Below are 26239 nucleotides of genomic sequence, written 5' to 3' on the forward strand. Positions count from 1 at the left end.
GCTTACTCTCCTGTAGTGAACTGCAGTGTAGACAAGGCTTGGAAGGTACGCTGGCAAGTAGCCATATTTGGCGACTGACGGAACCTGTAGGCGCTGGCTTGCCTGCGATGCGGGCGCTGCGGTGTAACAGGTACACCGCGCCGATCCCATCGCGGCCTCGCTGGGGCTCGACGGCTCCCACATTTGATCGGTGCTTGTGACACAGATCGGGACTGGCCGAGCGTGACTTAGCGTGGCGGGTAGTTGGACAGCACCTTGGTCACCGTCGCCCGGATCGCCGCGCTGCGGTCTTGCGGGTTGGGCGAGCTGCTCATCATCTGCTCGTCGCTGCCGCGCCACACCAGTTTGCCGTCCTTGCCGTCCAGCAGGTCGATCTGGAGAGTGGCGACCTTATAGGTGACGTTGCGCGTTTCGTTGTACATCGGCGCCCCCCAATAGCCATTCCACGGGCCGCCCCAGGCGCCGCCGTAGTTGGTGGTGACTTGTTGCTGGCGGTCTTCGACGATCAGGTAGGCCTGCACGTTCACGTCAGCCTTGGCCCCAGGGGCGGCCGGGCGCAGGCCGCGCTGGTCGAGCTGGTCGGCCACCGCCTGGCGGATGCGCTGTTCGGTAAGGTCACTCTTGATCCGCGGATCATCGGGACGGTATTGCAACGCCGGGTCTTTCCAGGCCCAACTGCGGTAGGCGCCAAAGTCGCGGCTGGCGTCAAAGTCGTGGTTGACCTGATTGGTCTGGCAACCGCCCAGCAGCACGGCAAAAGCGAGCAAAGCGATACGACGCAACATGGTAGTTCTCCAAAGGGCAAACCCAACCTGAGATGAGAATAGCTGTTAACTCGGAGGATACGCCGTCATCGCCTTCTGCACAGCCTGGCGCAAGGCATCGCCGCGTTCACTCAAGCTACCCTGGCTGCCCGTTTCGGCGCTGGCGCTCCACACCGGCTGGCCCGTGCGGGCATCGAACAGGTTGACCCGGACCACCACAACCTGCACTTCATAGGTGCGCACAATCGGCACCGAGTTGTACATGCCGTAGCCGTTGCCATAGCGATTGTAGCCACCGTAGCCATAGCCATAATCGTCCTGCACCTGACGCAGGCGCTTCTCCAGGTGCACATCGGCGCTGACCAGCAGGTCCGGCGCACGCTGGTCATGCACCGGGCGCAGGCCGCGTTGGTCGAGGGCGCCGCTGACGGCTTCGGCGATCTGCGCAGGATCTGCCCAGGCCGAGCCCGCCGGCAACTGGCCGTTGCGCCAGGCCCAGTTGCGGTAGGCGCCATAATCACGCACCGGCGCCGGGTAAGCGCTGGCGTCAAAGGTGTTGGCCGCCTGGGCAGGCGCCGGCGGCATCGGCTTGGACGCCGCAACATAAGGGTTGTTGCTGGAGCAGGCCCCCAGCCCCAGGCACAGCAGGATCAATGCACAGCGCTTCATTTCGATCTCCGCAGACTGGGCCGCTTAAACCGGACGGCAGATCCAGTGCAAATAACGCCCAAGTCCGGCAAAGCTTGGGTGACGACGGTGAGCGAGCTCCATCTCCAACAAGTCCTGCAAGTCGGCGCGGGCCTGGAACTCCACCGGCATATAGTCGTGGAATACCCGCACCCCGCTCTGGCTTTCGACCTGCCACAAGCCTTCAAGTTGCGCCGCCAATTCCCGAGGGTCCAGGGGTTGTTGCGGGGTCAGGCTCTGTTTTTCGCCGGCCATGTCGTTCTTGCGCATCTTGCGAAAGTGGCCCTTGAGCAAGTTGCGGTAAATCAGCGCATCGCGGTTGTAGAACGCCAGGGACAACCAGCCGCCCGGTGTCGTCAACTGGTGCAGCACCGGCAGGATCGCATGGGGTTCGGCCAGCCATTCCAACACCGCGTGGCACAGCACCAGGTCATAGGGTTCGGTGAGCTGACCCAACAGGTCCTGCCACGGCGCCTGGATGAAGGTTGCAGTCTGCCCCGCCTCGGCGAAACGCTGGCGGGCGCCTTCCAGCATCGGCTCGGCAGGTTCGGCCAATGTCACGTGATGCCCGCGTTCGGCCAGCCACAACGACATATGGCCCAGGCCGGCGCCGATATCCAGCACGCGCAAGGGGCGATCCGGCAGGGCCTCGATCAGGTCGGCCTGCAGCACCGCCAGGCGAATCGCGCCCTTGGCACCACCGTAGATTTTCTCGGCAAACCGCGTCGCCAACTGGTCGAAATGACGATCACTCATGGGCAAACCGCCGCTCGTTATCGGCCAGCTTGGCGTTTACCACCTGGTTCATATCCAGGCCCAGTTCACCGCACAACAGCAGGAGATAGAGCACGATGTCCCCCACTTCCTGGCCTGCGTGGGCGAGTTTGTCGGCGGGTAACTGGCGGGATTGGTCTTCGCTCAACCACTGGAAGATTTCTACCAGTTCAGCCATTTCGACACTGGCGGCCATGGCCAGGTTTTTCGGGCTGTGGAACTGTTTCCAGTCGTTGTTATCGCGGATGCGATGCATGCGTTCGGTGAGGTGTTCGAGATTCATGGGGCGCTCCTGAAGGGGTATAGCTTCGGGCTCAAAGGCGGGGATGGCAACTAAATTTGCGGTGCCTGTCAGGGCGCCATCGCGATCTAATCAACCACGCTGAACTCAACCCTGGCCGTCTGCCCCGCCTCATCGAGCACACTCAGTTGATAGCGTCCCAACTGCTCCAGGCTGGCATTGATGCTGTCCTGGTTGGCACTGTCGCCCAGCGGCGCCCCGTTAAGGAACCACCAGCGCCGTCCACTGCCGCCCAACGCCGACAGTTTCAGGCGCAGTTGCTGTTGGCTGCCTGCCGGCAATCGCAGTTGATCCCCCTCACGCACGCCCACCACCGATAACGGCGATGACGCCGCCAACGCCGGCGGCGGGCAATCCGAGTCTGGCGCAGGGATGCGTGCGTCACGCCGCTCGATCCTCGGCAACCACGGTTCCAGCGGTGCAGGCCACAGGGCAATGTCTCGCGATACCGCGCCCGGACAACTGGCGGCCACACGCGAACCCTTGGCATTGATCCACACGGTTTCCATCAAGCCGACACCCAAGGGCTGATCCAGGGCCTGCAAGGTCGGTGGCGTGGTGTTGTCCAGCGTCCAGGCAAATCGCTGGCGCCGGCAATTGGGGTCGTTGCGGCTCATGGGCTGGCCCAGGGGCCAACAGATCGCCGCCACGCCGACATTCATCGGCACAGGTTTGACGGGCGCGGTAATACCCCGCTGGCTGTCGCGGTTGGTCAGCACATCGTGCACTTGCAGCATCAACGGCGCCGCCGAGGCCAGGCCAAACTGGCCCGGCACCGGGGTGCCGTCCGGGCGACCGATCCACACGCCAATCAAGTAGCGTGGCCCGACCCCGATGGCCCAGGCATCGCGAAAGCCGTAGCTGGTGCCGGTCTTCCAGGCCAGCACCGGGCGCTGTACCAACTCGGCCCGGGGATCACGATCCGGCCGTGCCTGGCCGCTAAGGATGCGCCGCACGATCCACGCCGAACCCGGCGATAACAATGGGCGCTCCTTGAGCGTATCCCCAGGCTGCAAGCGGATCGCCGCGCTCTTGCCGTCACGGGCCAACGCACTGTAGCCGCCGACCAGGTCCTCCAGACGGCTGCCAGCCCCGCCGAGGATCAACGCCAGGTTCGGTTCGGCCAGCGCCGGCAACGCCAGGGGCATGCCGCCGATACGCATTTCCCCGGCAAAGCGCTTGGGCCCGTAGGCTTCCAGCAATTGCACCGCCGGCAGGTTCAACGAGCTGGAGAGCGCCGTACTGGCCGGCACCGCGCCGGTAAAACCCATGGAGAAATTGCCCGGCCGGTAATCGCCATAGCGCCGTGGCACATCCTGCAGCAGCGATTCGGAATGAATCAGCCCTGCGTCCAGGGCCATGCCATACAGGAAAGGTTTGAGGGTCGACCCTGGCGAACGCAGGGCGCTGATCATATCCACATGGCCAAAGCGTCGCGCATCGTTGATATCCACCGAGCCCAGGTAGGCGCGCACGGCCATGCTTTCTTCTTCTACCACGAGGATGGCCGCCGAGGTGTGCTCCGGCAGGCGTGCGCGCCAGCCCAGCAGCAGGTCTTCGAGACGGCGTTGCAGGGTCGCGTCGATCGTGGTGCGAATCAGCGGCGGGCTGTCGGGACGGTTCAGGCGGCGTGCCAGCAGCGGCGCCAGGCTGGGTTCCAGGCGCGGCGCCAGCAACAGGGGTTCTTCCAGGGCCTCGTCGACCGCCGGTTGCGGCCAGACCTGGAACTCGGCCAACCGCCGCAGCACTTTGTCCCGCGCCTCCTGGGCGCGCAGCGGATGGCGATCCGGGCGCAGACGACTGGGTGCCTGGGGCAGCACCGCGAGCAAGGCCGCTTCGGCATGGGTCAACTGTTGCGGCGACTTGCCCAGATACGCCCAACTGGCCGCCGCCACTCCCTGCAAGGTTCCGCCGAAGGGCGCGCGGTTCAGGTACAGGTTGAGGATCTGGTCCTTGGACAGATGCCACTCCAACTGCGCCGTGCGCCACAGCTGGCGCAACTTGCCCGGCAAGGTGCGCGAATGCGGATCGAGCAGGCGCGCCACTTGCATCGACAAGGTGCTACCGCCCGACACCACCCGCGCACCGGAGAGGTTCTGCCAGGTTGCCCGCACCAGGGCCAGCGGGTTGACGCCGGGGTGTTGGTAGAACCAACGATCCTCGTAGGTCAGCAGCGCATCGAGGTAATACGGCGAGACTTCACCGGTGGCGACCGGGTAACGCCATACGCCGTTGGCATCGGCGAAGCGCCACAAGGGCGTGCCGTCTTCGGCCAGCACCACGCGGGCCAGGTCGTCCTTGGGCAGGGGCAAAGGCCAGAGGCGGTCGGCCAGCCAGAGCAGGGCAATCACCAACAACAGGCTACCCAGGGTCCAGCGTGCAACTAATCGCAAATTCAAACGGGCAAACCTCTATGCTTTAAGGGAACTCGCCCAGGCGATTAACGACCAAAGGCTCAGGTCCGGCAGATACGCCCACCCTTTCATCAGGAAACTCATATGCAGGTAGAAAGCTTTTTCGAATGGCTGGGCCAGGCGCTCGGTTCGGTCATCCGTTTTATCGTCGACGGGCTCAGCGGCCTGTTCGGCGCCCTGACCAATGCCGGCGGCAATTTTATCGATGGCTTGTCCCGTACCTTGGGCATGGATACCTCGATCGTCAGCATCATCACCCTGATCATTGGCCTGATGCTGCTGTATTCGGCAGTCCGGGCATTTATGCGGGCCTCGATCATCATGGGGATTATCTGGTTGATGCTCGGGTTGTGGCTGCTCAGTTGGGTTGTGCATTAAATACACAGCCTATGGAGGAGGGGCCCACATTAAAGATAGAGCCCACTCCCACAGGTGGGGCGCTTAACGCCCCTTGATCACCATATCCACCGGGGTTTCCCCCACTGCCTGCCAGTTCGGCCGGTACATCGACTCCACTTGCGGCGGCGGTACGCGGTAAGTCCCCGGCGTTACCGCACGAGCCAGGTACAGCAAGTGCGTGGTGCCATAGCCGTCCAGGTTCAGCGCGGCAACATAACGATCATCGCGATACTCCTGGTGCTTGATCGACGCATTCTGCATCGACTCACGCCACTCCTTGACCTGGCTGCTGGCGTTTTCCAGGCTGGCGGCGCTCTGCCCCAGGTTCTGGTTCTCCAACTCCAGGCCGGCCGGCAACAGGTCCACCACCAGTGCATCCGGTACCCGCTGCTTGTTGGCGCTGACGGCAATGTGTACCAGCACCAGATCACCGCTGCGCAGGTTCTGCAGGTTCAACGGCTGGCCATTCATGCCCAGGTACTCACGGCGAATGCTCAGGTTTTCGCCACCGGCTGCTGGCGCCTGCTGTGGATAACCGGAAATGCTCAGTTGCTGGTAAATCGGCTCGCTGCCTTGATTGCGCAAGGTCAACGGTGAAGCCAGCAACGGACCTTCCAGCTTCAGGCCGGACTGGCCGTTGTTCAACTCGCGGGTTTCGCCGCCGCTGCGCAACTGAGCAGTCCAGTTGGTTTCCGGCTTGCCCAGCAGGCCACGGCCGGCGAGGAACAGCGAGTTGCGCTCCTGGGTCGACAGCCACGGGCTGGCCGCCATCTGGTCCGACAGCTCGAACAGGCGCTCTTCACGCTTGCCCTTGGCCAGGTCGTTTTCTTCGAGCAGAGCCAGGATCATCGCCTGGTCACGCAGAGGGCTGCCGTAGTCGGCCAGCCATTCATTGGCTTTGCGTTTCACCGCCAGACCGGCCAGCAATGCCTGGTCGGCACGGGGCTGGTCGCCCATCTTTTGCAAGGCAATCGCCAACTGCACCAATGGCAGGCCGGAACGTGCATCGCTGCGGCGTTCGAACAGGCTACGCAATGCGCCCAACGGCGCCTGTTGACTGCGCGCCAGCACCAGTCCGGCGTAGGCCTGCACGGCGAAGCGTGTGTGGTCGGCGTTGTCGCTGTAGTCGACCTCGATCAGGTTGCGCTCCTGCACATACCGCAGCAGACGTTCGCTGGCCTTCTTCAGCGCTTCAGACGGCACCGCAAAACCCTGGTCGCGGGCACGCAGCAGGAAATCGGTGACATAGGCCGTCAGCCAGTACTCTTCCTCGCCATCAGCGCCCCACAAACCGAAGCTGCCGTTGTAGCGCTGCATGCCCAATAGGCGTTCGATACCCAATTCGATCTTGCGCTTGCGCTCGGCATCCGGCTCGCCGGTCAAACCCAGGCGCGCCAGCACGGTGGCATCGGCATACAGCGACGGGTACAAGCCGCTGGCGGTTTGTTCCAGGCAACCATACGGGTAGGCCTTGAGTGCACGAATCTGCTCGCCCAGGTTCAACGGCGGCCGGCTCGACAGGCTCAGCAACGCCTCACGCCCAGCCGGTTCAAACAAGGCCAGCTCAGCATCTGGCAGGCTCCAGGCTTCATCCTTGAGTACCGCACGGTATTGCTTGAGCAGCGCCGGATAGGCCGGGCGCACGCCCAATGTCCATTCACGGGTAAACGCCGGCAGGTTCTCGCCCGGCAGGTCCAGGCCATTGACCGTGACCTTGACCTTGCCCTGGCCGAAGCCACCCAGCGCGCGCACCGGGATCTGCAAGGTGGTGCGCTGGCCTTCGGTCAGTTGCACGCTGTGGGACGGCTCGCCCAGCAGGGTCAGTTGCCCTTCGGCGGTCAGTTGCACATCCAGTTTCTGTGCCTTGCCCGACAGGTTGGACAGGTCCAGCGCCAGGCGCGTCTGGTCACCACCGGCGAGGAAGCGCGGGGCCGACAGCTCGGCAATCAGTGGCGCGGCGATCACGGTCTTGGCTTCGGCCATGCCATAGCGGTCGTCGCTCCAGGCCTGGGCCATCAGGCGCAGCTCACCGTTGAAGTCGGGAATATTGACGCTGACCTCACCCTCACCTTTCTCGTTCAAGGTCACCGGCGCGCTTTGCAGGGCGACGATAGTGACGCTGGTATCCGGGCGCTTGCCGCCCTTGGCCAGCGCCGCGTCACCACCAAAGGCCAGGCTGGCCAGGCGGCCCTGGCCGGCTTCGATCAGTTGGCCGTAGATGTCGAACTGGTCCACGCCATAAGCCTTGCGGCCAAACAGGCTGGAATACGGGTCCGGGGTTGGGTACTCGGTGATATTAAGAATGCCCACGTCCACCGCGGCCACCAGCACATGCACTTGCTTAGGCACACTGCCGTCGGCGTTTTTCGCTGCGACTTTCACCGTCAGCGGCTGCTTGGGGCGCATTTTTTCCGGCGCGCTAAGGGTCAGGCCCAGTTTGCGCTGGGTACGATCCAACGGCAGATGCAGCAAGCCCACGGCGCGTTTAGGCGTGATATTGGCCTTGCGCTCGCCGGGACGGATCACCAGCGCACTCACATACAGGTCATGACGCGACCATTTCGGGTCGAGCTTCACCGCAAAGCTCTTGCCTTCGGCCGGCACGTCGATCTCTTGCCACCACAACGGGCCTTCGCTGGACTCCACCAACAGGTAGCCTTTGCCGGCCGCCGGCGGGGTAACGGTGACGTTGGCTGTATCGCCATCGCCATACGCCGGTTTATCCAGCGCCAGCTTGACCTGATCGGGGCGCACGGCGCCGCCTTCGGTGTTGTCCTGGGCCTGGTAACCAGCCCAGAAACGCTGGCTGCTGATCAGGCCGGTCTGCGGGTCTTCGACTTCGACGCGGTACGGGCCCCACTCCACCTGGAAGCTGACCTTGGCCGTGTCGCCCGCCTTGATGTTGACGGTCTGCTCATCGAGGTTGAGGAATTTCTCGTTGTAGTGATAGCTCCAGCCATCGTTGTCCGAGTAGTTCCAGTAGTAGTCACGGCGTTCGCGAATCAGGCGCACCTTGAGGTTGTCGACCGCGAGTTTCTGCCCCTGCTGGTTGGCCAGCAGCACTTCAAACTCCGCAGGGCCATCGCCATTGGTTTCCTTGCCATCGAACAGGCCACGCAGGCCGGGCAGTTGCTCGGCCGGCCATACCGGCTGCACCAGGCGCCGGGTGATCGGGCGCCCGCCGGACTCTTGCAGGCTGGCCTGGACGATCAGTTGCAGCGGCGACTTGGCCTCGCTCCACTTGCTTTCCAGGGTGAGTTTTTCCTCGCCCTTGGCGTCGAGCACGCTTTCATCCAGTTCAAAATCCTGGCTCAGTTCTTCTTCAGTCACCGAGCCAAACTCATAACCCGGCAGCGATTTGACCGCCTCGCGCAACGGCCGCACATACACTTGCCCGCTCAGGCGATTGCCCGCCGCCGGGGCGCCGTAGAGGTAACGGCCATTAACCTGGATAACCGCATTGTCGCCAGGGTTGAGTGGTGTATCGCTGCCCTTGAGCTCCAGGGCCAGGCGCTCGGGCAGGAAGTCTTCGACGAGGAATTCGTACAGTTGCGGCTTGCCGTCACCCAGGTCGAACACCAGTTGCCAGCGCCCGGTCGGCGCTTCTCCGGCCAGTTGCAGCTGGTATTGATAGAGGCCGGAAGCATCGGCATCCCACACGAATTTGCGGCTGACCTGCTCATCCGGGCGGCGTACTTCGACGCTCACCGGTTGCGGCTTGACGGCATTCCCGTCCTTGTCGCGCAGCAAGGCGTTGAGCAGCACGGTTTCGCCAGGGCGGTACAGATCGCGCGGGCCGAACACAAAGAATTGCAGGGGGTGCGCGGGCTGGCCGCCGATATCGAACTCGGCCAGGTCCAGCGCTGCGCTGTCGAGGCGCAACAGGCTGGTTTGCTCGCCCTGCTTGGCGAGCAATACCTGGGCCTTTTTCGGCAGCGGCAGTTGCGCGTGGCCGCCCTTCTCGGTCTTGCCCTGGCCCAGCACGCGGCCTTCGGCATCGAGGATTTCCAGATCGACGCCATCCAGCGCCTTGCCGCCTTCCAGCGCCTGGGTGAACACATCCAGGCGGTTGGCGTAGCGGTGCACCGACAGACCGATATCACTGAGGGTGAACAACGTGGCCGGCTGCGAATAGTTGTAGGTGCCCGAAGCACGCATCACCGCCAGGTACACGCCCGGCTGCTGCAGTTGCTTGAGACCGGCGATGGGCAACAACAGGGTTTCACGGGTATTGCGCGCAGGATTGAGGTCGAAGCGGCCGCCGTAGACCAGGTCGGCCATGGGCAACAGTTCACGGGATTCATAGCTTTGCAGGCTGGTATTGCGGCCCCACTGGGCGAGGAACGCCGGCAGCGACTCGGGTTTGATGCGGAAGAATTCGACGTCGATCTTGTCGACATTCAGCGCGATCACCGGCAGGCCTTCGGCCAGGCGGGTCGGCAACAGGGTGCCACGGCTGGCGAAGCCGACGGTGGCTTGCAGGTCGCGGGTTTCCAGGCGTGCCGTGTATTCAGCGGCGAGCTTGGCGTCGTTGACCCCACGCAGCCCGGCGTCCACGGTCAGCACCAGTTTGCGCTGGGGCTCCAGGTGGCGCAGGCGCAACTCCATCAGGTTGTCGGAAAGCTCCCAGGCACCGTCGACCTTGCCGGATTTGCTGTCCACCAGGTGCAGCTTGTCGGCGAACTTCTGCTCGGGATCCAGCGGGATCGAAAAACTCACCGACAAAGTGCTGGCGCCATCGAGCTGCACCTCAGACACGTCCACCACGCTTAACTCACGGCCGGCATAACGCTGCTTGAGCGTCGCCACATCCACCGCAGCCTTGGCCGGCTGCGGCGCTGTCACCGCCGCCGCAGGGGCAGTGGGTGCAGCCGGTTTATCGGAAGAATCGCAGGCGCTCAGCAGGGCCAGCGCGCAGGCCAGGAACAATCCTTTGTTAAGCATGGGGCACTCGTTGTCGGGGTGTCTGAGGGGTGAACTATATATCAGTGCCAGCCAAGTGGCTGTGGCGCTGCTCACATTGACCGACGGAGGGCGGTTTGGTTCTCGACTACCTCAAAAGCGTAGAAAATCCCCTGTGGGAGCGCTGGGGTGGCTGGCAGTTGGTCATGGTTTGTAAAGGGCCAGCAAGGCGCATCCCTTTAAATTGCAGGACGTTTCCTAGACAATCCTTGGCGCCTTGTGCCTGTTGGGATGGGTGACTAGTCTGCGGTCCGTCACTGCTTATCAGTGATCGGGTTTAGTCGCCCGGAATCCAAATTCGGTGCATGGTCCATTTATGGTAGCTGTGCGCAGGGCGCCTTCGGGTGCGCCGGATTTCCGATTTTGCCGGTCGACTAACCTGCGTACAGCCGCCACCTTTCGTTTAGTCGCGACAGGTTCGGCTTCAGAATCAAATTCGGAGCTAAGCCATGCATAAGATTGTCCCCGACCCACCGTCAGACCTTCTCAACGACCGCGCCGCCTTCAATCGCGCCCTCAGCCACTATCTACCGACCCAGGGCTTTCACTCAGTCAGCGAAGAACTGAGTTTCGAAGACTCCCTGCTCTACACCGCCAGCCTGCTGAACAGCGCCTCGGCCACCGTGCTCGACTGTGGCGAACACTTGCCCGGCACCCAACGGGCCAAGGTGCTGGCGGTGTGGCATTTGCTGGAAATCGCCAAGACCACAGTCGACCGCTCCATCGAGTGCCTGCATTCCCCGGCATAAACGCGGTCAAAAATGTGGGAGCTGGCTTGCCTGCGATGGCGGTGGACCAGTAACAAATCAGTTGCCTGACACACCCCTATCGCAGGCAAGCCAGCTCCCACATTGTGTCTGCGGTGCTGTCCATGCAGCGTTACAATGCCGCTCCTCCAAGGAGCCCGCATGTCCACCTTACTCACCGACTGGCGTCACCGTCCCACTCACCGCCGTGTCTGGGCCCTGGCCGCGCCGATGATTCTGTCGAATATCTCGGTGCCGCTGGTGGCCTTGGTGGACAGTATGGTCATCGGCCACCTGCCCCACGCCCATCAACTGGGCGCCGTGGCCGTGGGGGCCAGCCTGTATACCTTCCTGGCCTGGGCCATGGGTTTTCTGCGCATGGGCACCACCGGGTTCGCCGCGCAAGCGGCCGGACGCAATGATGGTGCGGCGCTGCGGCAAATCCTGCTGCAAGGCCTGCTGTTGGCCCTAGGGTTGGCGATGGTGCTGGGCACGGTGGGCATTCCCCTGAGTCATCTGGCGCTGGAATGGATGCAGCCTTCGGCCGAACTGAACCAACTGACCCGCGAGTTTTTCCACACCCGCCTGTTCGGATTACCTGCGGCGTTGGCCACTTATGCGCTGGTGGGCTGGTTCCTCGGCACGCAAAACGCCCGGGCGCCGCTGGCAATTCTGCTGACCACAAACCTTGTGAATATCGCCCTGAACCTGTGGTTCGTTTTGGGCCTGGACTGGGGCGTGGTCGGTTCGGCGCGGGCCTCGGTGATTGCCGAATGGACCGGCGCCCTGCTCGGCCTGGCCCTCACGCAAAAAGCCTTGCGCGCCTACCCCGGGCATATTGCCTGGGCGGCGCTCAAGGTCTGGCAAAGCTGGCGCGCGCTGCTGGCGGTCAACCGCGACATTTTTATCCGCAGTCTGGCGCTGCAATCGGTGTTTTTCATGATCACGGTGCAAGGCGCTCGGCTGGGCGATGCCACTGTCGCGGCCAATGCCCTGCTGCTCAACGGGCTATTGCTGACGGCCCATGCGCTGGACGGGCTCGCTCACGCGGTGGAAGCACTCTGCGGCCACGCCATCGGCGCCCGTGATCGCCAGGCTTTGCGCCGCTCACTGGTAGTGGCCTGCGGCTGGTCGCTGATCGCCAGCCTCGGTTTTGTGCTGTTGTTCACCTTCGCCGGCCACTTGTTTATCGCCATGCAAACCGATATTCCCAGCGTACGCGCAACCGCCGATATCTACCTGCCGTACCTGGCGGTGCTGCCGTTGATTGCGGTGTGGAGTTATCTGCTGGACGGTTTGTTCATTGGCGCGACGCGCGCGCGGGAGATGCGCAATGGGATGCTGCTGACGGTGCTGATTATGCTGCCGTTTGCGTGGGGATTGCAGGGGTTGGGTAACCACGGGCTGTGGATAACCTTCCTGCTGTTTATGGCGGTGCGTAGCTTGACGCTGTGGGCGATTGCCTGGCGGCTGAATCGGCAGGGGCTTTGGCTGGGCGCAAACTAGTGTGGGAGTGGGCTTGCCCGCGATGGCGGCAGATCAGTCAGCACCTGTATTGACTGATCCACTGCTTTCGCGAGCAAGCCCGCTCCCACAGTTTGGCTATGTGCCTGCCGGTCTTATGAGGACAGGTACGAGGAGCGGGTCAGGCCCAACCGCAACGCATCCAGGAACTGCGTACGCTCCGCCGCCGTGATCTTCGCGCTGGCGCACTTGTCACGGTAGTGGGTCATCAACTCCTCCGGCGACAAGTGCACGTAGCGCAGCATGTCTTCGATGGTGTCGTGGGTCTCGATCCCGGCGCTGTACACCGAACCGTCTTCGCGCTGGTAGATGTTCACCGAGTCGGTGTCACCAAACAGGTTGTGCATGTCACCGAGGATTTCCTGGTAGGCGCCCACCAGGAAGATCCCCAGCAGATAGTCTTCGCCGTCATTCAAGCCATGCACCGGCAGGCTGGTCTCGATGCTCTGCTCGTCGACGTATTGCTTGATCTTGCCGTCGGAGTCGCAGGTCAGATCCTGCAATACCGCGCGGCGCAGCGGCTCTTCGTCGAGGCGGTGCAGCGGCAGGATCGGCAGGACCTGGCCGATGGCCCAGGTGTCCGGCAGGCTCTGGAATACCGAGAAGTTGCAGATGTACTTGTCGGCCAGCTTGTCGTTGAGTTCGTCCAGTACCTGGCGGTGCGAGCGCTGGCGGGCTTTCAACGAGTTGTGCAGGCGACGGCACACGGCGAAGTAGCACTGTTCGGCCAGGGCTTTTTCCGCGAGGGTCAGCTTGCCGTCGGCGTACTGGGCGGCCACGTCGCTCATGTAGTGGGTGGCGCGCCAGTAGGTTTCGGTGACCATTTCAATGTCGGTCGGGCCCAGCAGGTCGACCAGCCATTGCACGGTTTCGGGCAGGCTTTCCTTGTTTTCAATCACCGGCACGTCGTCGTTGTGTTTCTCGACGTCGGTCACCTGCACTACCAGCATGGCGTGGTGGGCGGTCAGGGAGCGGCCGCTTTCGGAGAAGATGTGTGGATGCGGCAGGCTCTGCGCGTCGCAGAATTCCTTGAGCATGCCCACCACCACGCCGGCGTAGTCGTCCATGTCGTAGTTGATCGAGCTGGCGTTGCGCGAGTGGGTACCGTCGTAGTCCACGCCCAGGCCACCGCCGACGTCGATGTGGTCCACCGGCAGGCCGAGGTTGCGCAGTTCGCCGTAGTAACGGATGGCTTCCTTGAAACCGTGCTGGTAGTCCGCCAGGTTGGCGATCTGCGAGCCCATGTGAAAGTGCAGCAGGCGAATGCCCTGGTCCAGGCCGGCCGCGCGGAAGCGCTCGACCACCGACAGCAGTTGCGCCGCCGACAGGCCGAACTTGGACTTCTCGCCACCGGTGTCTGCCCATTTGCTCGACGCCAGGGACGACAGGCGCACCCGCAGGCCGACCTGTGGCTTGACCTTGAGGTTGGCGGCTTCTTCGATGACCAGGCCCACTTCGGACTCTTTCTCGATCACGATGAACACGTTGTGGCCCAGCTTCTGGCCCATCAGCGCGAGGCGGATGAACTCACGGTCCTTGTAACCGTTGCAGACGATGGTGCCGCCCTTCGGTGCCAGGGCCAGCACGGCCAGCAGCTCAGGCTTGGAACCGGCTTCCAGACCGATGGACACGTCCTGGGTGGCGATGATGTTCTCGATCACCGCTTCCTGCTGGTTGACCTTGATCGGGTACAGCGCGGTGTATTTGCTCTGGTATTCCAGGCGCTCGATGTTCGCATCGAAGGCACCGGTCAACTGGCGCACGCGGTCTTGCAGGATGTCCGGGAAGCGCACCAGCAATGGCAGGGACAGGCCGCTTTTGCGCAGCTCGTCCACTTGCTCGTACAAATCGATGGGCGAGCTGTTCGGGCCGTTCGGACGGACTTCAACGCGACCGGCATCATTGATCGCGAAATACCCGGCCCCCCAATGGCGAATCCCGTAAACACTGCGGCTGTCCGCAACTGTCCATTGGCTGCCATCGTCTTTGCGTGTGCGTCGTACGGACATCGAAGTCCCCTATATAAAGTCGAAGAGCGCCACCCAAGTCAGAGGCTGGCGCAGTCTAAAGAGTGAAAATGACGATTTGCCTGTGAGAGGGGTAGACCCCACTTGCAGGACAGAGTTTAGACACCGGTCAGGAACAGGCTCTGTGAAACCATGAAGACGACGAGCGCGCTCGTCGGTGCGGGTTTCACAGAGGCTGCTAGCCGCCGGATTTCTTCGCCTTGTATCCGAGCTTGATCAACTCGGCCAACAGCAACTCGACGTGATCGCCCTGGATTTCGATAATCCCGTCTTTCAGCGCGCCACCGGTGCCACAGCGCTTCTTCAGCACGGTGGCCAACTCCTTGAGTGGCTCGGCTGCCAGGGGCACGCCGGTGATGGTGGTCACCGTCTTGCCGCCACGGCCCTTGCTCTCGCGACGCACGCGGGCAATGCCGTCACCTTCGGGAATCAGGGTCTGTTTGCAGGTACAGGCGTCCACGGGCTGGCGACAGTCCGGGCAATGCCGACCTGCGTCGGTGGAAAACACCAGGCCACCAAGGGCGGCGAAGGATGCGGCTTTTTTGGCCACCGGCAATCCTCTTGGGAGGATGAAGACTGATCAGTGCCCGCAATGGGCGGCTGACCGCGAAGCCCCACTCAGGCAGGGGCAGCGCTACCGAACCGCCCAGGCCTCACCGTTTGCCTCTGTAGGAGCGAGCTTGCTCGCGAAAATCGTCAACGATAACGCGGGCATTCAGGCAGCACGCGGTGGCATTGGATTTTTCGCGAGCAAGCTCGCTCCTACAGGGGGCCGGGGAGACGCTGTAGCGTTTCGGCTTGAAAAGTCGCGCAGTGTAACGGCAAAAAGCCTACTTGCTAAGAGCCAAATGGCGCCAATTTATGCAACTTTAGCGACGCGCGGCCAGATAGCGTTTTAAGGCAGCCAGGGAGTCGGGGCAATAGGACTTTTGCTCGATATCGGCAAGCACCGCTTCAATGCTCATAAAGCGCGCTTCCAGCACCTCTTCAGGCTGCAGTTGCAGCGGCCCATCCCAGACCGCCGAGAACGCCGAGCACCAGAGCCGGTTGCCCGTATCCTCGAAGAAAAAGTGGTCGTGGGCGGTCAATTCAACACCGCTGACGCCCAACTCCTCTTCCAGCTCACGGGCCGCCGACTGCTCATAGCTCTCGCCCGCCGCCACCATCCCACCCGCCGCCACGTCCCAGTAACCCGGGTAGATGGCCTTGCTCAGGGTACGGCGATGCACGCACAGCTCACCCTTTGAGTTGAATAGCATGATGTAGGTGCCGCGCCCGATCAGCCCGCGCTCACGCAAATCGGAGCGCACCAGGGCGCCGAGCAGGTTGTCCTGCTCGTCGACCCAGGCAATGTGTTCGGCATCCGAGGCCGCGCGGTGCGCGACCTCCTTGGTGCTGTCGACCATGACTCAACCCTGGTTCAGCAGTTGGCGCAAGTCGATCACCGCCGCGTTGGCACGGGAGATGTAGTTGGCCATCACCAACGAGTGGTTGGCCAATACGCCGTAGCCGCTGCCATTGAGGATCATCGGGCTCCACAGGGTTTCCTGCGACGCCTCCAGCTCACGAATGATCTGGCGTACGCTGACGGTGGCGTTTTTCTTGGCCAGCACGTCGGCGAAGTCGACCTCGATCGCGCGCAACAGGTGGGACAGGGCCCACGCCTGGCCACGGGCTTCGTAGAACACGTTGTCGATCTGCATCCATGGGGTTTCCACCACTTCTTCATCGACCTGCGGCACTTCGCCCGGCGCCAGCGCTTCGGTTTTCAACGCGGTGTTGAGCTTGACCCGGCCAACACTGGCCGACAGGCGCTGCGACAACGAACCCAGGCGGGTAGCGACATCGCCCAGCCAGTTGTTGAGGTTATCGGCACGCGCATAGAACAGCGCACCTTTCTGGTTGGGGTCGGACAGGCGCACTTGATAGCGGTTCAGGGAGTTGATGCCTTCCTGGTATTCCGACTCGCTGGAGGGCAGCACCCAGCTCTTGTTATCAAAGTTGAAGCGCGGCTCGGCCTTGGCCAGGTCGGCGTCTTCGGCCGATTGCGATTGCGAGCGGGCAAAGTCCTTGCGCAGGGCCCGGGTCAGGTCACGCACCTGGACCAGCACGCCATATTCCCAACTAGGCGTGTTGTCCATCCACAACCCTGGCGGGAAACGGTCGTTGGAAATGTAGCCGCCAGGCTTGTTAAGCAGGGTGCCCATCACAGTCTTGACGGTTTCGACGGTGGTGAAGCCGATGACCATTTGCTTGCCGTCTTTTTCAGCGGCCATTTGTGCATTTTGCTGGACCGGGAACAAGGCTGGCTCCTGGCTCCAGTACCAACCCAGGCCGCCGGTGACCAGCAGGTATATGACCACCAGGGTCAGCAGGGCACGGCTCATCAGCAGGTTACGAAAATAGCTGCGGGAGGCCGACTTGGGCGCAGGGCTTGGGCCTGGGGCGCTGCCTGCACGGTTTTTCCAGTCCAGCATGGCGGATATCCTTTCAGTCACTTGAGTTCAATAGCTACGACCACAACCCTACCCCATCGTGCCCCTCTGTGCGGGGCTTTCTAATCGGGCTGGCAGAAAGATGGCACTCAACTATAAAGGATGGGCGCTGATGCGCCTATGCGACCCAACGGTCAGCAAATGAATCACTTGGACGATGCAGTTAATTGACGTATGACACTCGTGCGAAGGAAAAGAGGTGCTAGCATAGAGCCACCAGTCGATCTCAGCATGCACCCTTACCTAGTAGTCAGGATATGACCGAGCCAGAAGACCCCAGCCGTGAGCGTCTCAAGCAGCACTTTGCCCAGCGGGTAATTCATCAGGCGCGTCAAATTCTTGAGATCTGGCAGCGTTTGCAGCGCAGCGAGTGGTCGAACGCCGAATTAAGCGAACTCAGCGAGGCCAATTTGCGCCTGCTGCGGTTTGCCGAGCGTTTTGAACAGCCCGAACACGGCCAACTGGCCCGGCACATCATCGAATCGCTCAAGGCGGTGGACGAAAACCGTGGTCGCCTGAGCAGCCATCTGATCACCGACCTCAACCGCTTGATGCAGCGCCTGTCACGCACCGGCCTGCGCCAGGGCGACCAGTTGGACCAGACCTTCCTGCCGCCGATGCGCAAACCCATCTACGTGATGCTGGCCGATCACGACCGCGCCGAGCGCCTGGCCAAGCAACTGGAATTCTTTGGTTTGAGCGCCCTGTCCCTGGACAGCGTGGCGGCCTTCCGCTCGTCCATGGCCGAACGCCTGCCGGCCGCGATTGTGATGGACGTGGACTTCTGCGGCACCGGCCTGGGCCTGACATTGGCCGCCGAAGCCCAGGAAGGCCTGGAGCAGAAACTGCCGCTGCTGTTCTTCAGCCTGCACGAAACCGACACCCCCACCCGCCTGGCCGCCGTGCGCGCCGGGGGCCAGGAGTTTTTGACCGGCACCCTGGAAGCCTCAAGCCTGCTGGAAAAAATCGAGGTCCTGACCTGCGTCGCCCAGTACGAGCCTTATAAAGTGCTGATCATCGACGACTCCCGGGCCCAGGCCATGCACACCGAGCGCCTGCTCAACAGCGCCGGGATCGTTACCCGCACCTTGATCGAACCGATCCAGGCCATGGCCGAACTGGCGGATTTCCAACCCGACCTGATCATTCTCGACATGTACATGCCGGCCTGCACCGGCACCGAGCTGGCCAAGGTGATTCGCCACAATGACCGTTATGTCAGCGTGCCGATCATTTACCTGTCGGCCGAGGACGATCTGGACAAGCAACTCGATGCCATGAGCGAAGGCGGCGACGACTTCCTCACCAAGCCGATCAAGCCGCGCCACCTGATCACCACCGTGCGCAACCGCGCCGCCCGCGCCCGCCATCTCAAGGCGCGGATGGTGCGCGACAGCCTGACCGGCCTGTACAACCACACGCATATCCTGCAACTGCTGGAAGATTGCAGCTTTCGCTCGCGCCGCGAGAGCAAGCCGCTGAGCTTTGCCATGCTCGACATTGACCACTTCAAGCGGGTCAACGACAGCCACGGCCACCCCATGGGCGACCGCGTGATCAAGAGCCTGGCGCTGTTTCTCAAGCAGCGCCTGCGCAAGACCGACTATATCGGCCGGTACGGCGGCGAAGAGTTTGCCATCGTCATGCCCGACACCGACCTGGACGCCGCGTGCAAGGTGCTCGACGAAATCCGTGGGCGCTTTGCCGAAATCCATTATCCGGCCCAGCCCCAGGATTTGTGGTGCACCTTCAGCGCCGGCGTAGTCGAGTTGTGTGACGGTTCCGACAGCCTGATGATGGCGGCCCAGGCCGACGAAGCGCTGTACCGCGCCAAGGACGCCGGACGCAATCGAGTCCAGGCCGCACGCACGTCAAAGCAAAGTGCCATCTTTTCACCAGAATCCACTGATTCGGTCATAACCCTGTAACGAAAACGCAATAACTTCAGGCACTTACTCCTTCTGCCGTTGGTTGAAACCACGCATGCGCCTGAAGCTGCTGACGAATCTGAACACCCTTCTGCTGGTCGCCGTTTGCCTGGCCCTGGGCGCTACGCTCTGGTGGTCGCAACGAGCCCTCGAACGCCCTTATCTATTGATGGAGCGCTATCTGGGCCTGTCCCAGGCGTTCCAGAACCAGACCGCGCGCAATATCGACGACTATTTGGCCAGCGGCGACGCCTTGCGCCTGAGCGCTGCCGGCCAGAGCCTGGAAAACCTGTTGCTGCACCTGGATGAATTGCCGTCTGAACTGACCGAAAAACTGCGGCCCGGCCTGCTCGGCCTCGATGGCTTCAGCAAGACCGACCTGCTGGCCGCCGGCAAACTGGCCGGCGACCCACAAGCCTTGCTGCTGCAAGCCGAGCGGGAATTGGGGGCCAGCCTGGAACAACTGAGCCAGTACGCCATGGGCGTCAACTCAGCCGATGCAGGACGTTATCTGCCGCCGTTGCTGGCAGCCTCGCAGCACCTGGCCAAGCTGTCCCTGGCGCGGGACAAACTGGTGAGCAGCGGGCGCAGTGAATTGGCCACCGATGTAGAACGTGAACTGGCCAATATCCGCAGCCAGGCTGACCTGCTTGAGCAACTGCCGCTGCTGGGCGTGACCGCCAGCAGTGCCTCCAACAGCGATGATTTTTCTGCGTTGATGGGCCTGGAAAGCAGCGAAACCGCTACCGCCGAAGACACTGGCGTGAATCTCAAGCGCGAACTCAACAGCCTGCTCACGCGCTACCCGGCAGAGCTTGCGCGTACCCGCGAGCAAATCCAGAAGCGCGCAGAACTGGCCGCTGCCACTCACCTGAAAATCGACACCGTGCAGCAAGCCATCGCCGCGCTGGAGCCCGAGGTACGCGCCCAGCACGGCAAGATCCAGGGCGAAGTGCGGGTGATCCAAGGCGTGATGATCGGCCTGATCCTATTGATCGCCCTGCTCATCGACACCCTGCAACGGCGCCTGGCGCGAGTGCTCACCAGCCTGGCGCCGGCCCTTTCAACCTGGGCCGAAGGGGATTTCAGCCAGCCAATTGCCTTGGGCCACACCAACCGCGAACTGCATGATATTGAAGCCTCGCTCAATCGCCTGCGTGCTTACCTGGTGAACCTGGTGGGGACTATCCGCACCAACGCAGAAGAAGTGGCCGGTAGCAGCCGCGCCCTGGCCGAACTGAGCGGCGGCCTGCATGACGGCGCCGAACGCCAGGCCGGGGACACTGCGCAAATCCGCGATTCATTAGGGGAACTGGAAGCCACGATCCAGCAGGTTGCGGGCGACGCCAGCCAGGCCGCCGAGGCCAGCCGCAGCGCCGGCGAGGCCGTGGAGCATGGCCAGCGGGTGATCGGCTTGAGCCTGACCGGCCTGCACGCGCTGGTGGGCGAGGTGCAGGACAATGCGCAGATGATCGAAAAACTCGCCGAAGAGTCCGCCACCATTGGCAGCGTGCTGACCGTGATTCGCTCGATTGCCGACCAGACCAACCTGCTGGCACTCAACGCTGCCATCGAAGCCGCCCGCGCCGGTGAGGCCGGGCGCGGGTTTGCCGTGGTCGCCGACGAAGTGCGCTCCCTGGCCCAGCGCACCGCGGGCGCCACCGCCCAAATCCAGACCCTGATCGCCGGCCTGCAAACCGCCGCCCGGCAATCGGTGGAAGGCATGCGCGCCCAGGTCGAACACGCCGAAGCCACCGCCCAGCAAGCCCAGGCCGCCGACGGCGCGCTGGATGAAATCGTCGGCGCAATCCAGACCATTTCCGACACAGCCATCCGCATTGCCGATGTAACGGCCCAGCAGAGCGGCGCGGTCAGTGAAATCCGTGATAACAGTGAGCGTATTCATCAACTGGGTGAGGACAACCTGCTGCGCATTGGCCAGGGTCGCAGCCAGGGCGAGCACCTGTTAGTGCTCGGCGGGCAACTTAATACGGCCGTGCAGGCCTTCCGCGTCTGACGCCATCTCCCAAATCAGACGGGAATCAAAAATGTGGGAGCGGGCTTGCTCGCGAATGCGGTGGTTCAGTGATGGACATGTTGACTGATACACCGCATTCGCGAGCAAGCCCGCTCCCACATTTTGATCTCCTGCGTACTCGGGACCGTATTACCAATGACCGGATCGTGCGCCCCGGTCACATACTTTGCGCAATCCTCGCTAATCGTGCTGGCTATTGCAGAGAACTGGACAGTCACAAAGGCTTTGCGGCATAGTCGCCGGGTTCTGACGTACCCACATCCAATAACAAGGAACAGCCGATGGCGACCTTACTGGTTCTGCACGGACCCAACCTGAACCTGCTCGGCACCCGCGAGCCGGGTGTATACGGTGCAGTCACCCTCGAACAGATCAACCTCGATCTGGAACGACGGGCCCGTGAAGCCGGCCACCATCTGCTCTACCTGCAAAGCAATGCCGAGTATGAATTGATTGATCGCATTCACGCCGCGCGCAGCGAAGGCGTGGACTTTATCCTGATCAATCCCGCCGCTTTTACGCACACAAGTGTTGCATTACGTGACGCGCTGCTGGCGGTGAGCATCCCATTCATCGAAGTGCATTTATCGAACGTGCATAAACGCGAAGCTTTCCGCCATCACTCTTACTTCTCCGACGTAGCGGTAGGAGTGATCTGCGGCCTTGGCGCCAGCGGTTACCGACTGGCCCTGGAGGCCGCCCTGGAACACGTTGAAGAACAGGCTAAACGCCCCTGACCGACCCTTGGGAGTTGATGATTCATGGATATCCGTAAAGTTAAGAAATTGATCGAACTGCTGGAAGAATCCGGTATCGACGAGCTGGAAATCAAGGAAGGCGAAGAATCCGTACGGATCAGCCGTCACAGCAAGACCCCGGCCCAACAGTTCTACGCGCCACAGATGCAAGCACCGGCTCCAGCCGCTGCTGCTCCGGCTGCCGCACCTGCTGCTGCCGCAGCTCCCGCCGCACCGGCCGCACCAGTGCTCAACGGTTTCGTGGTCAAGTCGCCAATGGTCGGTACTTTCTACCGCACCCCGGCACCGACCTCGCCAGCCTTCGTTGAAGTGGGCAAGACCGTGAAAGTGGGCGACACCATCTGCATCGTGGAAGCGATGAAAATGATGAACCACATCACGGCCGAAAAAGCCGGCGTCATCGAATCCATCCTGGTAGAAAACGGTCAGCCGGTTGAGTACGACCAGCCGCTGTTCACCATCGTTTGAACCGCGGAGCGCCTTCGATGTTGAAACCTGCGAAGAAACTGCAAAAAGTCCTGATCGCCAACCGCGGCGAGATCGCGCTGCGGATCCTGCGCGCCTGTAAGGAAGAGGGCATCAAGACCGTCGCTGTTTACTCGACGGCCGATACCGAATTGATGCACGTGAAACTCGCGGACGAGAGCATCTGCATCGGCCCGCCCCTGGCCACGAACTCGTACCTGAAGGTCTCGAACATCATCGCCGCGGCTGAAGTGACCGGCGCTGATGGCATCCACCCTGGCTACGGCTTCCTCGCGGAAAACGCCGACTTCGCCGAACAGGTGGAAAAATCCGGCTTCGCCTTCATCGGCCCGAAAGCCGAGACCATTCGCCTGATGGGCGACAAGGTGTCGGCCAAGGACGCCATGATCGCAGCCGGCGTGCCAACCGTTCCAGGTTCCGACGGCCCGCTGCCTGAGGACGAGGAAACCGCCCTGCGCATTGGTCGCGAAGTCGGTTACCCGGTGATCATCAAGGCCGCTGGCGGCGGTGGTGGTCGCGGCATGCGCGTGGTGCACAAGGAAGAAGACCTGATCGAAGCGGCCAAGCAGACTCGCTCGGAAGCGGGCGCCTGGTTCGGCAACCCGATGGTCTACCTGGAAAAATACCTGACCAACCCACGTCACGTGGAAGTCCAGGTACTGTCCGACGGCCAGGGCCACGCCATCCACCTGGGCGACCGCGATTGCTCGCTGCAACGCCGTCACCAGAAGGTACTGGAAGAAGCTCCGGCACCAGGCCTGGATGAAAAAGCACGTCAGGAAGTCCTGGCACGCTGCGTCAAGGCTTGCATCGATATCAACTACCGTGGCGCCGGGACTTTCGAGTTCCTCTACGAGAACGGCCGCTTCTACTTCATCGAGATGAACACTCGTGTGCAGGTAGAGCACCCGGTTTCGGAGATGGTCACCGGTATCGACATCGTCAAGGAGATGCTCAGCATCGCCGCTGGCAACGTGTTGTCCTTCACCCAGGATGACGTGAAGATCCACGGCCACTCCCTGGAGTGCCGGATCAACGCCGAAGACCCGAAGACCTTTATGCCAAGCCCTGGCCTGGTCAAGCATTTCCATGCACCAGGCGGCAACGGCGTTCGCGTCGATTCGCACCTGTACAGCGGCTACAAGGTTCCATCGAACTACGACTCGCTGATCGGCAAGCTGATCACCTGGGGCTCCACCCGCGACGAGGCCATGGCCCGTATGCGCAATGCCCTGGACGAAATCGTGGTCGACGGCATCAAGACCAACATCCCACTGCACCGGGATCTGGTTCGTGATGAAGGCTTCTGCGAAGGTGGTGTGAACATTCACTACCTGGAACACAAGCTGGCCAACCAGTAAGTTTGTGCTCTACCCACAAAACCGCCTTCGGGCGGTTTTGTCATTCATGGGCACGCAAGAACACCACAAAGCCCTGTGGGAGCTGGCTTGCCTGCGATGCGGGCACCTCGGTGCATCAGTTACACCAAGGTGATGCTATCGCAGGCAAGCCAGCTCCCACATTTGATTGGTGTGTAACTTGCACTGTCGTCTTATCCTCGCCGCTCGCGTAAACTTGCGCCCTTTCGCAGCCCCACCCCCGCTGCACACTCATTTTTTCAAAGGTGCCCGCCATGCCTTGGCTGCAAGTCCGTCTCGCCATCAGCCCAGAACAAGCCGAAACCTATGAAGACGCGTTCCTCGAAGTGGGCGCCGTGTCGGTGACCTTCATGGACGCCGAAGACCAGCCGATTTTCGAGCCCGAGCTGAACACCACCCCCTTGTGGTCCCACACCCATTTGCTGGCCCTGTTCGAAGACGGCACCGACGCCACCAGTGTCTTTGCCCATATGGAACTGCTGACCGGCGGCCCGCTGCCCGAGCACCACAGTGAAGTGATCGAAGACCAGGACTGGGAACGCAGCTGGATGGACAACTTCCAACCCATGCGTTTCGGCCAGCGCCTGTGGATCGTGCCAAGCTGGCATGCCGCCCCGGAGCCTGAGGCCGTCAACCTGCTGCTGGACCCGGGCCTGGCGTTCGGCACCGGCACCCACCCGACCACCGCCCTGTGCCTGGAATGGCTCGACGGCCAGGACTTGCAGGACTGCAACGTGCTGGACTTCGGTTGCGGCTCGGGCATCCTGGCCATCGCTGCGCTGCTACTAGGCGCCAAGGAAGCCGTCGGCACAGACATCGACGTGCAGGCCCTGGAAGCCTCCCGCGATAACGCCGGGCGCAATAACATTGCTGAAAGCAAATTCCCACTGTACCTGCCAGAGCAATTGCCCCAGGTGCAGGCCGACGTGTTGGTCGCCAATATCCTTGCCGGGCCGCTGGTATCGCTGGCCCCGCAACTGTCGAGCCTGGTCAAGCCTGGCGGGCGCCTGGCGCTGTCGGGGATCCTCGCCGAACAGGGCGAAGAAGTGGCCGCCGCCTATGCCCAGGACTTTGACCTGGACCCCATCGCCAACCGTGATGGCTGGGTACGCATCAGCGGTCGTCGGCGCTAGAATGAGCGTCTGCATGAATCGGATGGCCGCATGACCGACAGTTTCGTCACCCAGTGCCCGCATTGCCAAACCCGTTTCCGCGTCAGCCATGCTCAATTGAGCGTGGCCCGTGGCGTGGTTCGCTGCGGCTCTTGCCTGCAAGTGTTCAACGCCGCTCGCCAGTTGCTGGAGCAGCGTACCCATGCGCCTGAAGCGCCAACGGCAGAAACCGCACCGCGCGCCATCAGCCAGAAGCAATGGTCCGCTGAAGAACTGGACCTGGATCACCTGGACCTCGACGAAGAGCTGGCCAAGCTGGAACGCCGGGAGATTCAACACACCCAGCCCCAAGGCAGCGACCGGCGCCTGACAGGTGCAGACCGTCGGCAAAAAGACCAGCCAATGAGCGCCAGCCGCGACACGGCCAAGGCGCAAGAGGAACAGTGGGCGGCCAGCCTGTTCAGCGATCCGCCTGACGAACGGGCTGCGACAATTGCCCACGCCGACGAAACCGCCGAACCGGTCCCGACACCCGCGGGCAAACCGCAGCGTACCGAACCCTCGATGTCCTTCGACATCCACGAGGTGGACGACGAGCCCGTACTGCATGCCCGCCATGTCGACGACGATCTCGACCCACCCGAACCAAGCATCGGCAACGCGTCGGACGAACCGCTGCCCGAGCCGGCCCCCGACGCACAACCACGTCGCAAGCGCACGCGCGCCACGGGCAATGCCCACGACGAAATGCTGCAGGACCTGGAAGACGACCCGCTGCACCTCTATGCCGGCAAGCGCCCCACCGGCTGGGGCCGCCGCCTGCTCTGGCTGACCCTGGTGCTGCTGGCCGCCGCCGCCCTCGCCGGCCAATACATTGCCTACCAGTTCGATGACCTGGCCCGCCAGGACAGATACCGGCCCTGGTTCCAGGAACTGTGCCCGAAACTGGGCTGCACGGTGCCATCACGGGTCGATATCGCCCACATCAAGAGCAGCAACCTGGTGGTGCGCAGCCACCCCGAGTTCGCCGGCGCGCTGGTCGTAGATGCCATCATCTATAACCGCGCCACGTTCTCCCAGCCATTCCCCCTGCTGGAGCTGCGCTTCGCCGACCTCAATGGCCGGATGATCGCCAGCCGGCGCTTCAAGCCTGCCGAGTACCTCAGCGGCGAGCTGGCCGGGCAGACCGAGATGCCGTCCCAGACCCCGATCCATATCGCCCTGGACATCCTCGACCCAGGCAACAAGGCTGTGAACTACAGTCTCAGTTTCCACTCCCCCGAGTGATCCGATCTGCACGCCAAGGTTTGGATGGCCGGTTATTGACTTGACCGTCCATCACCAAACCGGTGGCGATAAAGAAATAACTGCTCAGATTTTATCCAATTCAGCCTTTAACCAGTCATCGAGAGCGGGTATCATGCCAACCCTTTTTCGAACTCTAA

The 26239-nt window shown here is 62.3% G+C and carries 20 protein-coding genes; 10 read left to right on the forward strand and 10 right to left on the reverse strand.

Features of this window, described 5'->3' with window-relative positions; all coding sequences use genetic code 11:
- Positions 1–227 precede the first annotated feature (227 nt).
- From H097_RS10925 to pbpC, 5 genes are all read right to left on the reverse strand, one after another.
- Positions 228–785, reverse strand: a complete 558-nt coding sequence (locus H097_RS10925; protein WP_032859804.1) for a DUF4136 domain-containing protein — start codon at positions 783–785, stop codon at positions 228–230.
- Between the two features lie 45 nt (positions 786–830).
- Complete coding sequence (locus tag H097_RS10930) at positions 831–1433, reverse strand: DUF4136 domain-containing protein (protein WP_029297619.1); 603 nt, start codon at positions 1431–1433, stop codon at positions 831–833.
- A gap of 24 nt (positions 1434–1457) precedes the next feature.
- Positions 1458–2207 carry a methyltransferase gene (locus H097_RS10935; RefSeq protein WP_032859805.1) on the reverse strand — a complete coding sequence of 250 codons (750 nt, stop codon included), beginning with the start codon at positions 2205–2207 and terminating at the stop codon, positions 1458–1460.
- Complete coding sequence (locus H097_RS10940; protein ID WP_032859807.1) at positions 2200–2508, reverse strand: MazG-like family protein; 309 nt, start codon at positions 2506–2508, stop codon at positions 2200–2202. The genes H097_RS10935 and H097_RS10940 overlap by 8 nt, the downstream gene beginning before the upstream one ends.
- 86 nt (positions 2509–2594) lie before the next feature.
- On the reverse strand, positions 2595–4925 hold the full coding sequence (pbpC, locus tag H097_RS10945; protein WP_050593336.1) for a peptidoglycan glycosyltransferase PbpC: 2331 nt from the start codon (positions 4923–4925) through the stop codon (positions 2595–2597).
- A 99-nt stretch (positions 4926–5024) separates the two neighbouring features.
- Here pbpC and H097_RS10950 point away from each other — a divergent pair, with 99 nt between their 5' ends.
- On the forward strand, positions 5025–5318 hold the full coding sequence (locus tag H097_RS10950) for a hypothetical protein (RefSeq protein ID WP_032859808.1): 294 nt from the start codon (positions 5025–5027) through the stop codon (positions 5316–5318).
- Positions 5319–5381: 63 nt separating this feature from the next.
- Here the strand turns inward: H097_RS10950 and H097_RS10955 are convergent, their stop codons facing one another.
- Complete coding sequence (locus H097_RS10955; protein ID WP_032859809.1) at positions 5382–10283, reverse strand: alpha-2-macroglobulin; 4902 nt, start codon at positions 10281–10283, stop codon at positions 5382–5384.
- Positions 10284–10750: 467 nt separating this feature from the next.
- Here H097_RS10955 and H097_RS10960 point away from each other — a divergent pair, with 467 nt between their 5' ends.
- A complete protein-coding gene (locus H097_RS10960) occupies positions 10751–11050 on the forward strand; it encodes a hypothetical protein (protein WP_032859811.1) in 300 nt (99 codons plus the stop codon).
- Positions 11051–11209: 159 nt separating this feature from the next.
- Entirely contained in the window at positions 11210–12553 is a 1344-nt protein-coding gene (locus H097_RS10965) for an MATE family efflux transporter (RefSeq protein WP_032859813.1), read from the forward strand.
- Between the two features lie 113 nt (positions 12554–12666).
- On the opposite strand, the gene speA is transcribed toward H097_RS10965, so the two are convergent.
- The 4 genes from speA to H097_RS10985 all read right to left on the reverse strand — a co-directional run bounded on the left by speA (position 12667) and on the right by H097_RS10985 (position 17075).
- A complete protein-coding gene (speA, locus tag H097_RS10970) occupies positions 12667–14580 on the reverse strand; it encodes an arginine decarboxylase (RefSeq protein ID WP_032859816.1) in 1914 nt (637 codons plus the stop codon).
- Between the two features lie 196 nt (positions 14581–14776).
- Complete coding sequence (locus H097_RS10975) at positions 14777–15148, reverse strand: translation initiation factor Sui1 (RefSeq protein ID WP_029297635.1); 372 nt, start codon at positions 15146–15148, stop codon at positions 14777–14779.
- Positions 15149–15467: 319 nt separating this feature from the next.
- Positions 15468–16004, reverse strand: a complete 537-nt coding sequence (locus tag H097_RS10980; RefSeq protein ID WP_032859818.1) for an NUDIX hydrolase — start codon at positions 16002–16004, stop codon at positions 15468–15470.
- A 3-nt stretch (positions 16005–16007) separates the two neighbouring features.
- Positions 16008–17075, reverse strand: a complete 1068-nt coding sequence (locus H097_RS10985) for a DUF2333 family protein (protein ID WP_032859820.1) — start codon at positions 17073–17075, stop codon at positions 16008–16010.
- Positions 17076–17350: 275 nt separating this feature from the next.
- Here H097_RS10985 and H097_RS10990 point away from each other — a divergent pair, with 275 nt between their 5' ends.
- The 7 genes from H097_RS10990 to H097_RS11020 all read left to right on the forward strand — a co-directional run bounded on the left by H097_RS10990 (position 17351) and on the right by H097_RS11020 (position 26081).
- A complete protein-coding gene (locus tag H097_RS10990) occupies positions 17351–19021 on the forward strand; it encodes a PleD family two-component system response regulator (RefSeq protein WP_032859822.1) in 1671 nt (556 codons plus the stop codon).
- Between the two features lie 55 nt (positions 19022–19076).
- Positions 19077–21038 carry a methyl-accepting chemotaxis protein gene (locus tag H097_RS10995; protein ID WP_032859823.1) on the forward strand — a complete coding sequence of 654 codons (1962 nt, stop codon included), beginning with the start codon at positions 19077–19079 and terminating at the stop codon, positions 21036–21038.
- 302 nt (positions 21039–21340) lie between these two features.
- Entirely contained in the window at positions 21341–21796 is a 456-nt protein-coding gene (gene aroQ / locus H097_RS11000) for a type II 3-dehydroquinate dehydratase (protein WP_032859824.1), read from the forward strand.
- 24 nt (positions 21797–21820) lie between these two features.
- Positions 21821–22285 (forward strand): acetyl-CoA carboxylase biotin carboxyl carrier protein, encoded by a 465-nt coding sequence (gene accB / locus H097_RS11005; RefSeq protein WP_029297651.1) that lies wholly within the window; start codon positions 21821–21823, stop codon positions 22283–22285.
- A gap of 17 nt (positions 22286–22302) precedes the next feature.
- Complete coding sequence (gene accC / locus H097_RS11010; RefSeq protein ID WP_032859825.1) at positions 22303–23664, forward strand: acetyl-CoA carboxylase biotin carboxylase subunit; 1362 nt, start codon at positions 22303–22305, stop codon at positions 23662–23664.
- 272 nt (positions 23665–23936) lie between these two features.
- Positions 23937–24815, forward strand: a complete 879-nt coding sequence (prmA, locus tag H097_RS11015; RefSeq protein WP_032859826.1) for a 50S ribosomal protein L11 methyltransferase — start codon at positions 23937–23939, stop codon at positions 24813–24815.
- Between the two features lie 30 nt (positions 24816–24845).
- Positions 24846–26081 (forward strand): DUF3426 domain-containing protein, encoded by a 1236-nt coding sequence (locus H097_RS11020; protein ID WP_032859827.1) that lies wholly within the window; start codon positions 24846–24848, stop codon positions 26079–26081.
- The last annotated feature ends 158 nt before the right edge of the window (positions 26082–26239 follow it).

The sequence above is a fragment of the Pseudomonas sp. FH4 genome (assembly GCF_000510915.2).
GTDB classification, from domain to species: domain Bacteria; phylum Pseudomonadota; class Gammaproteobacteria; order Pseudomonadales; family Pseudomonadaceae; genus Aquipseudomonas; species Aquipseudomonas brenneri.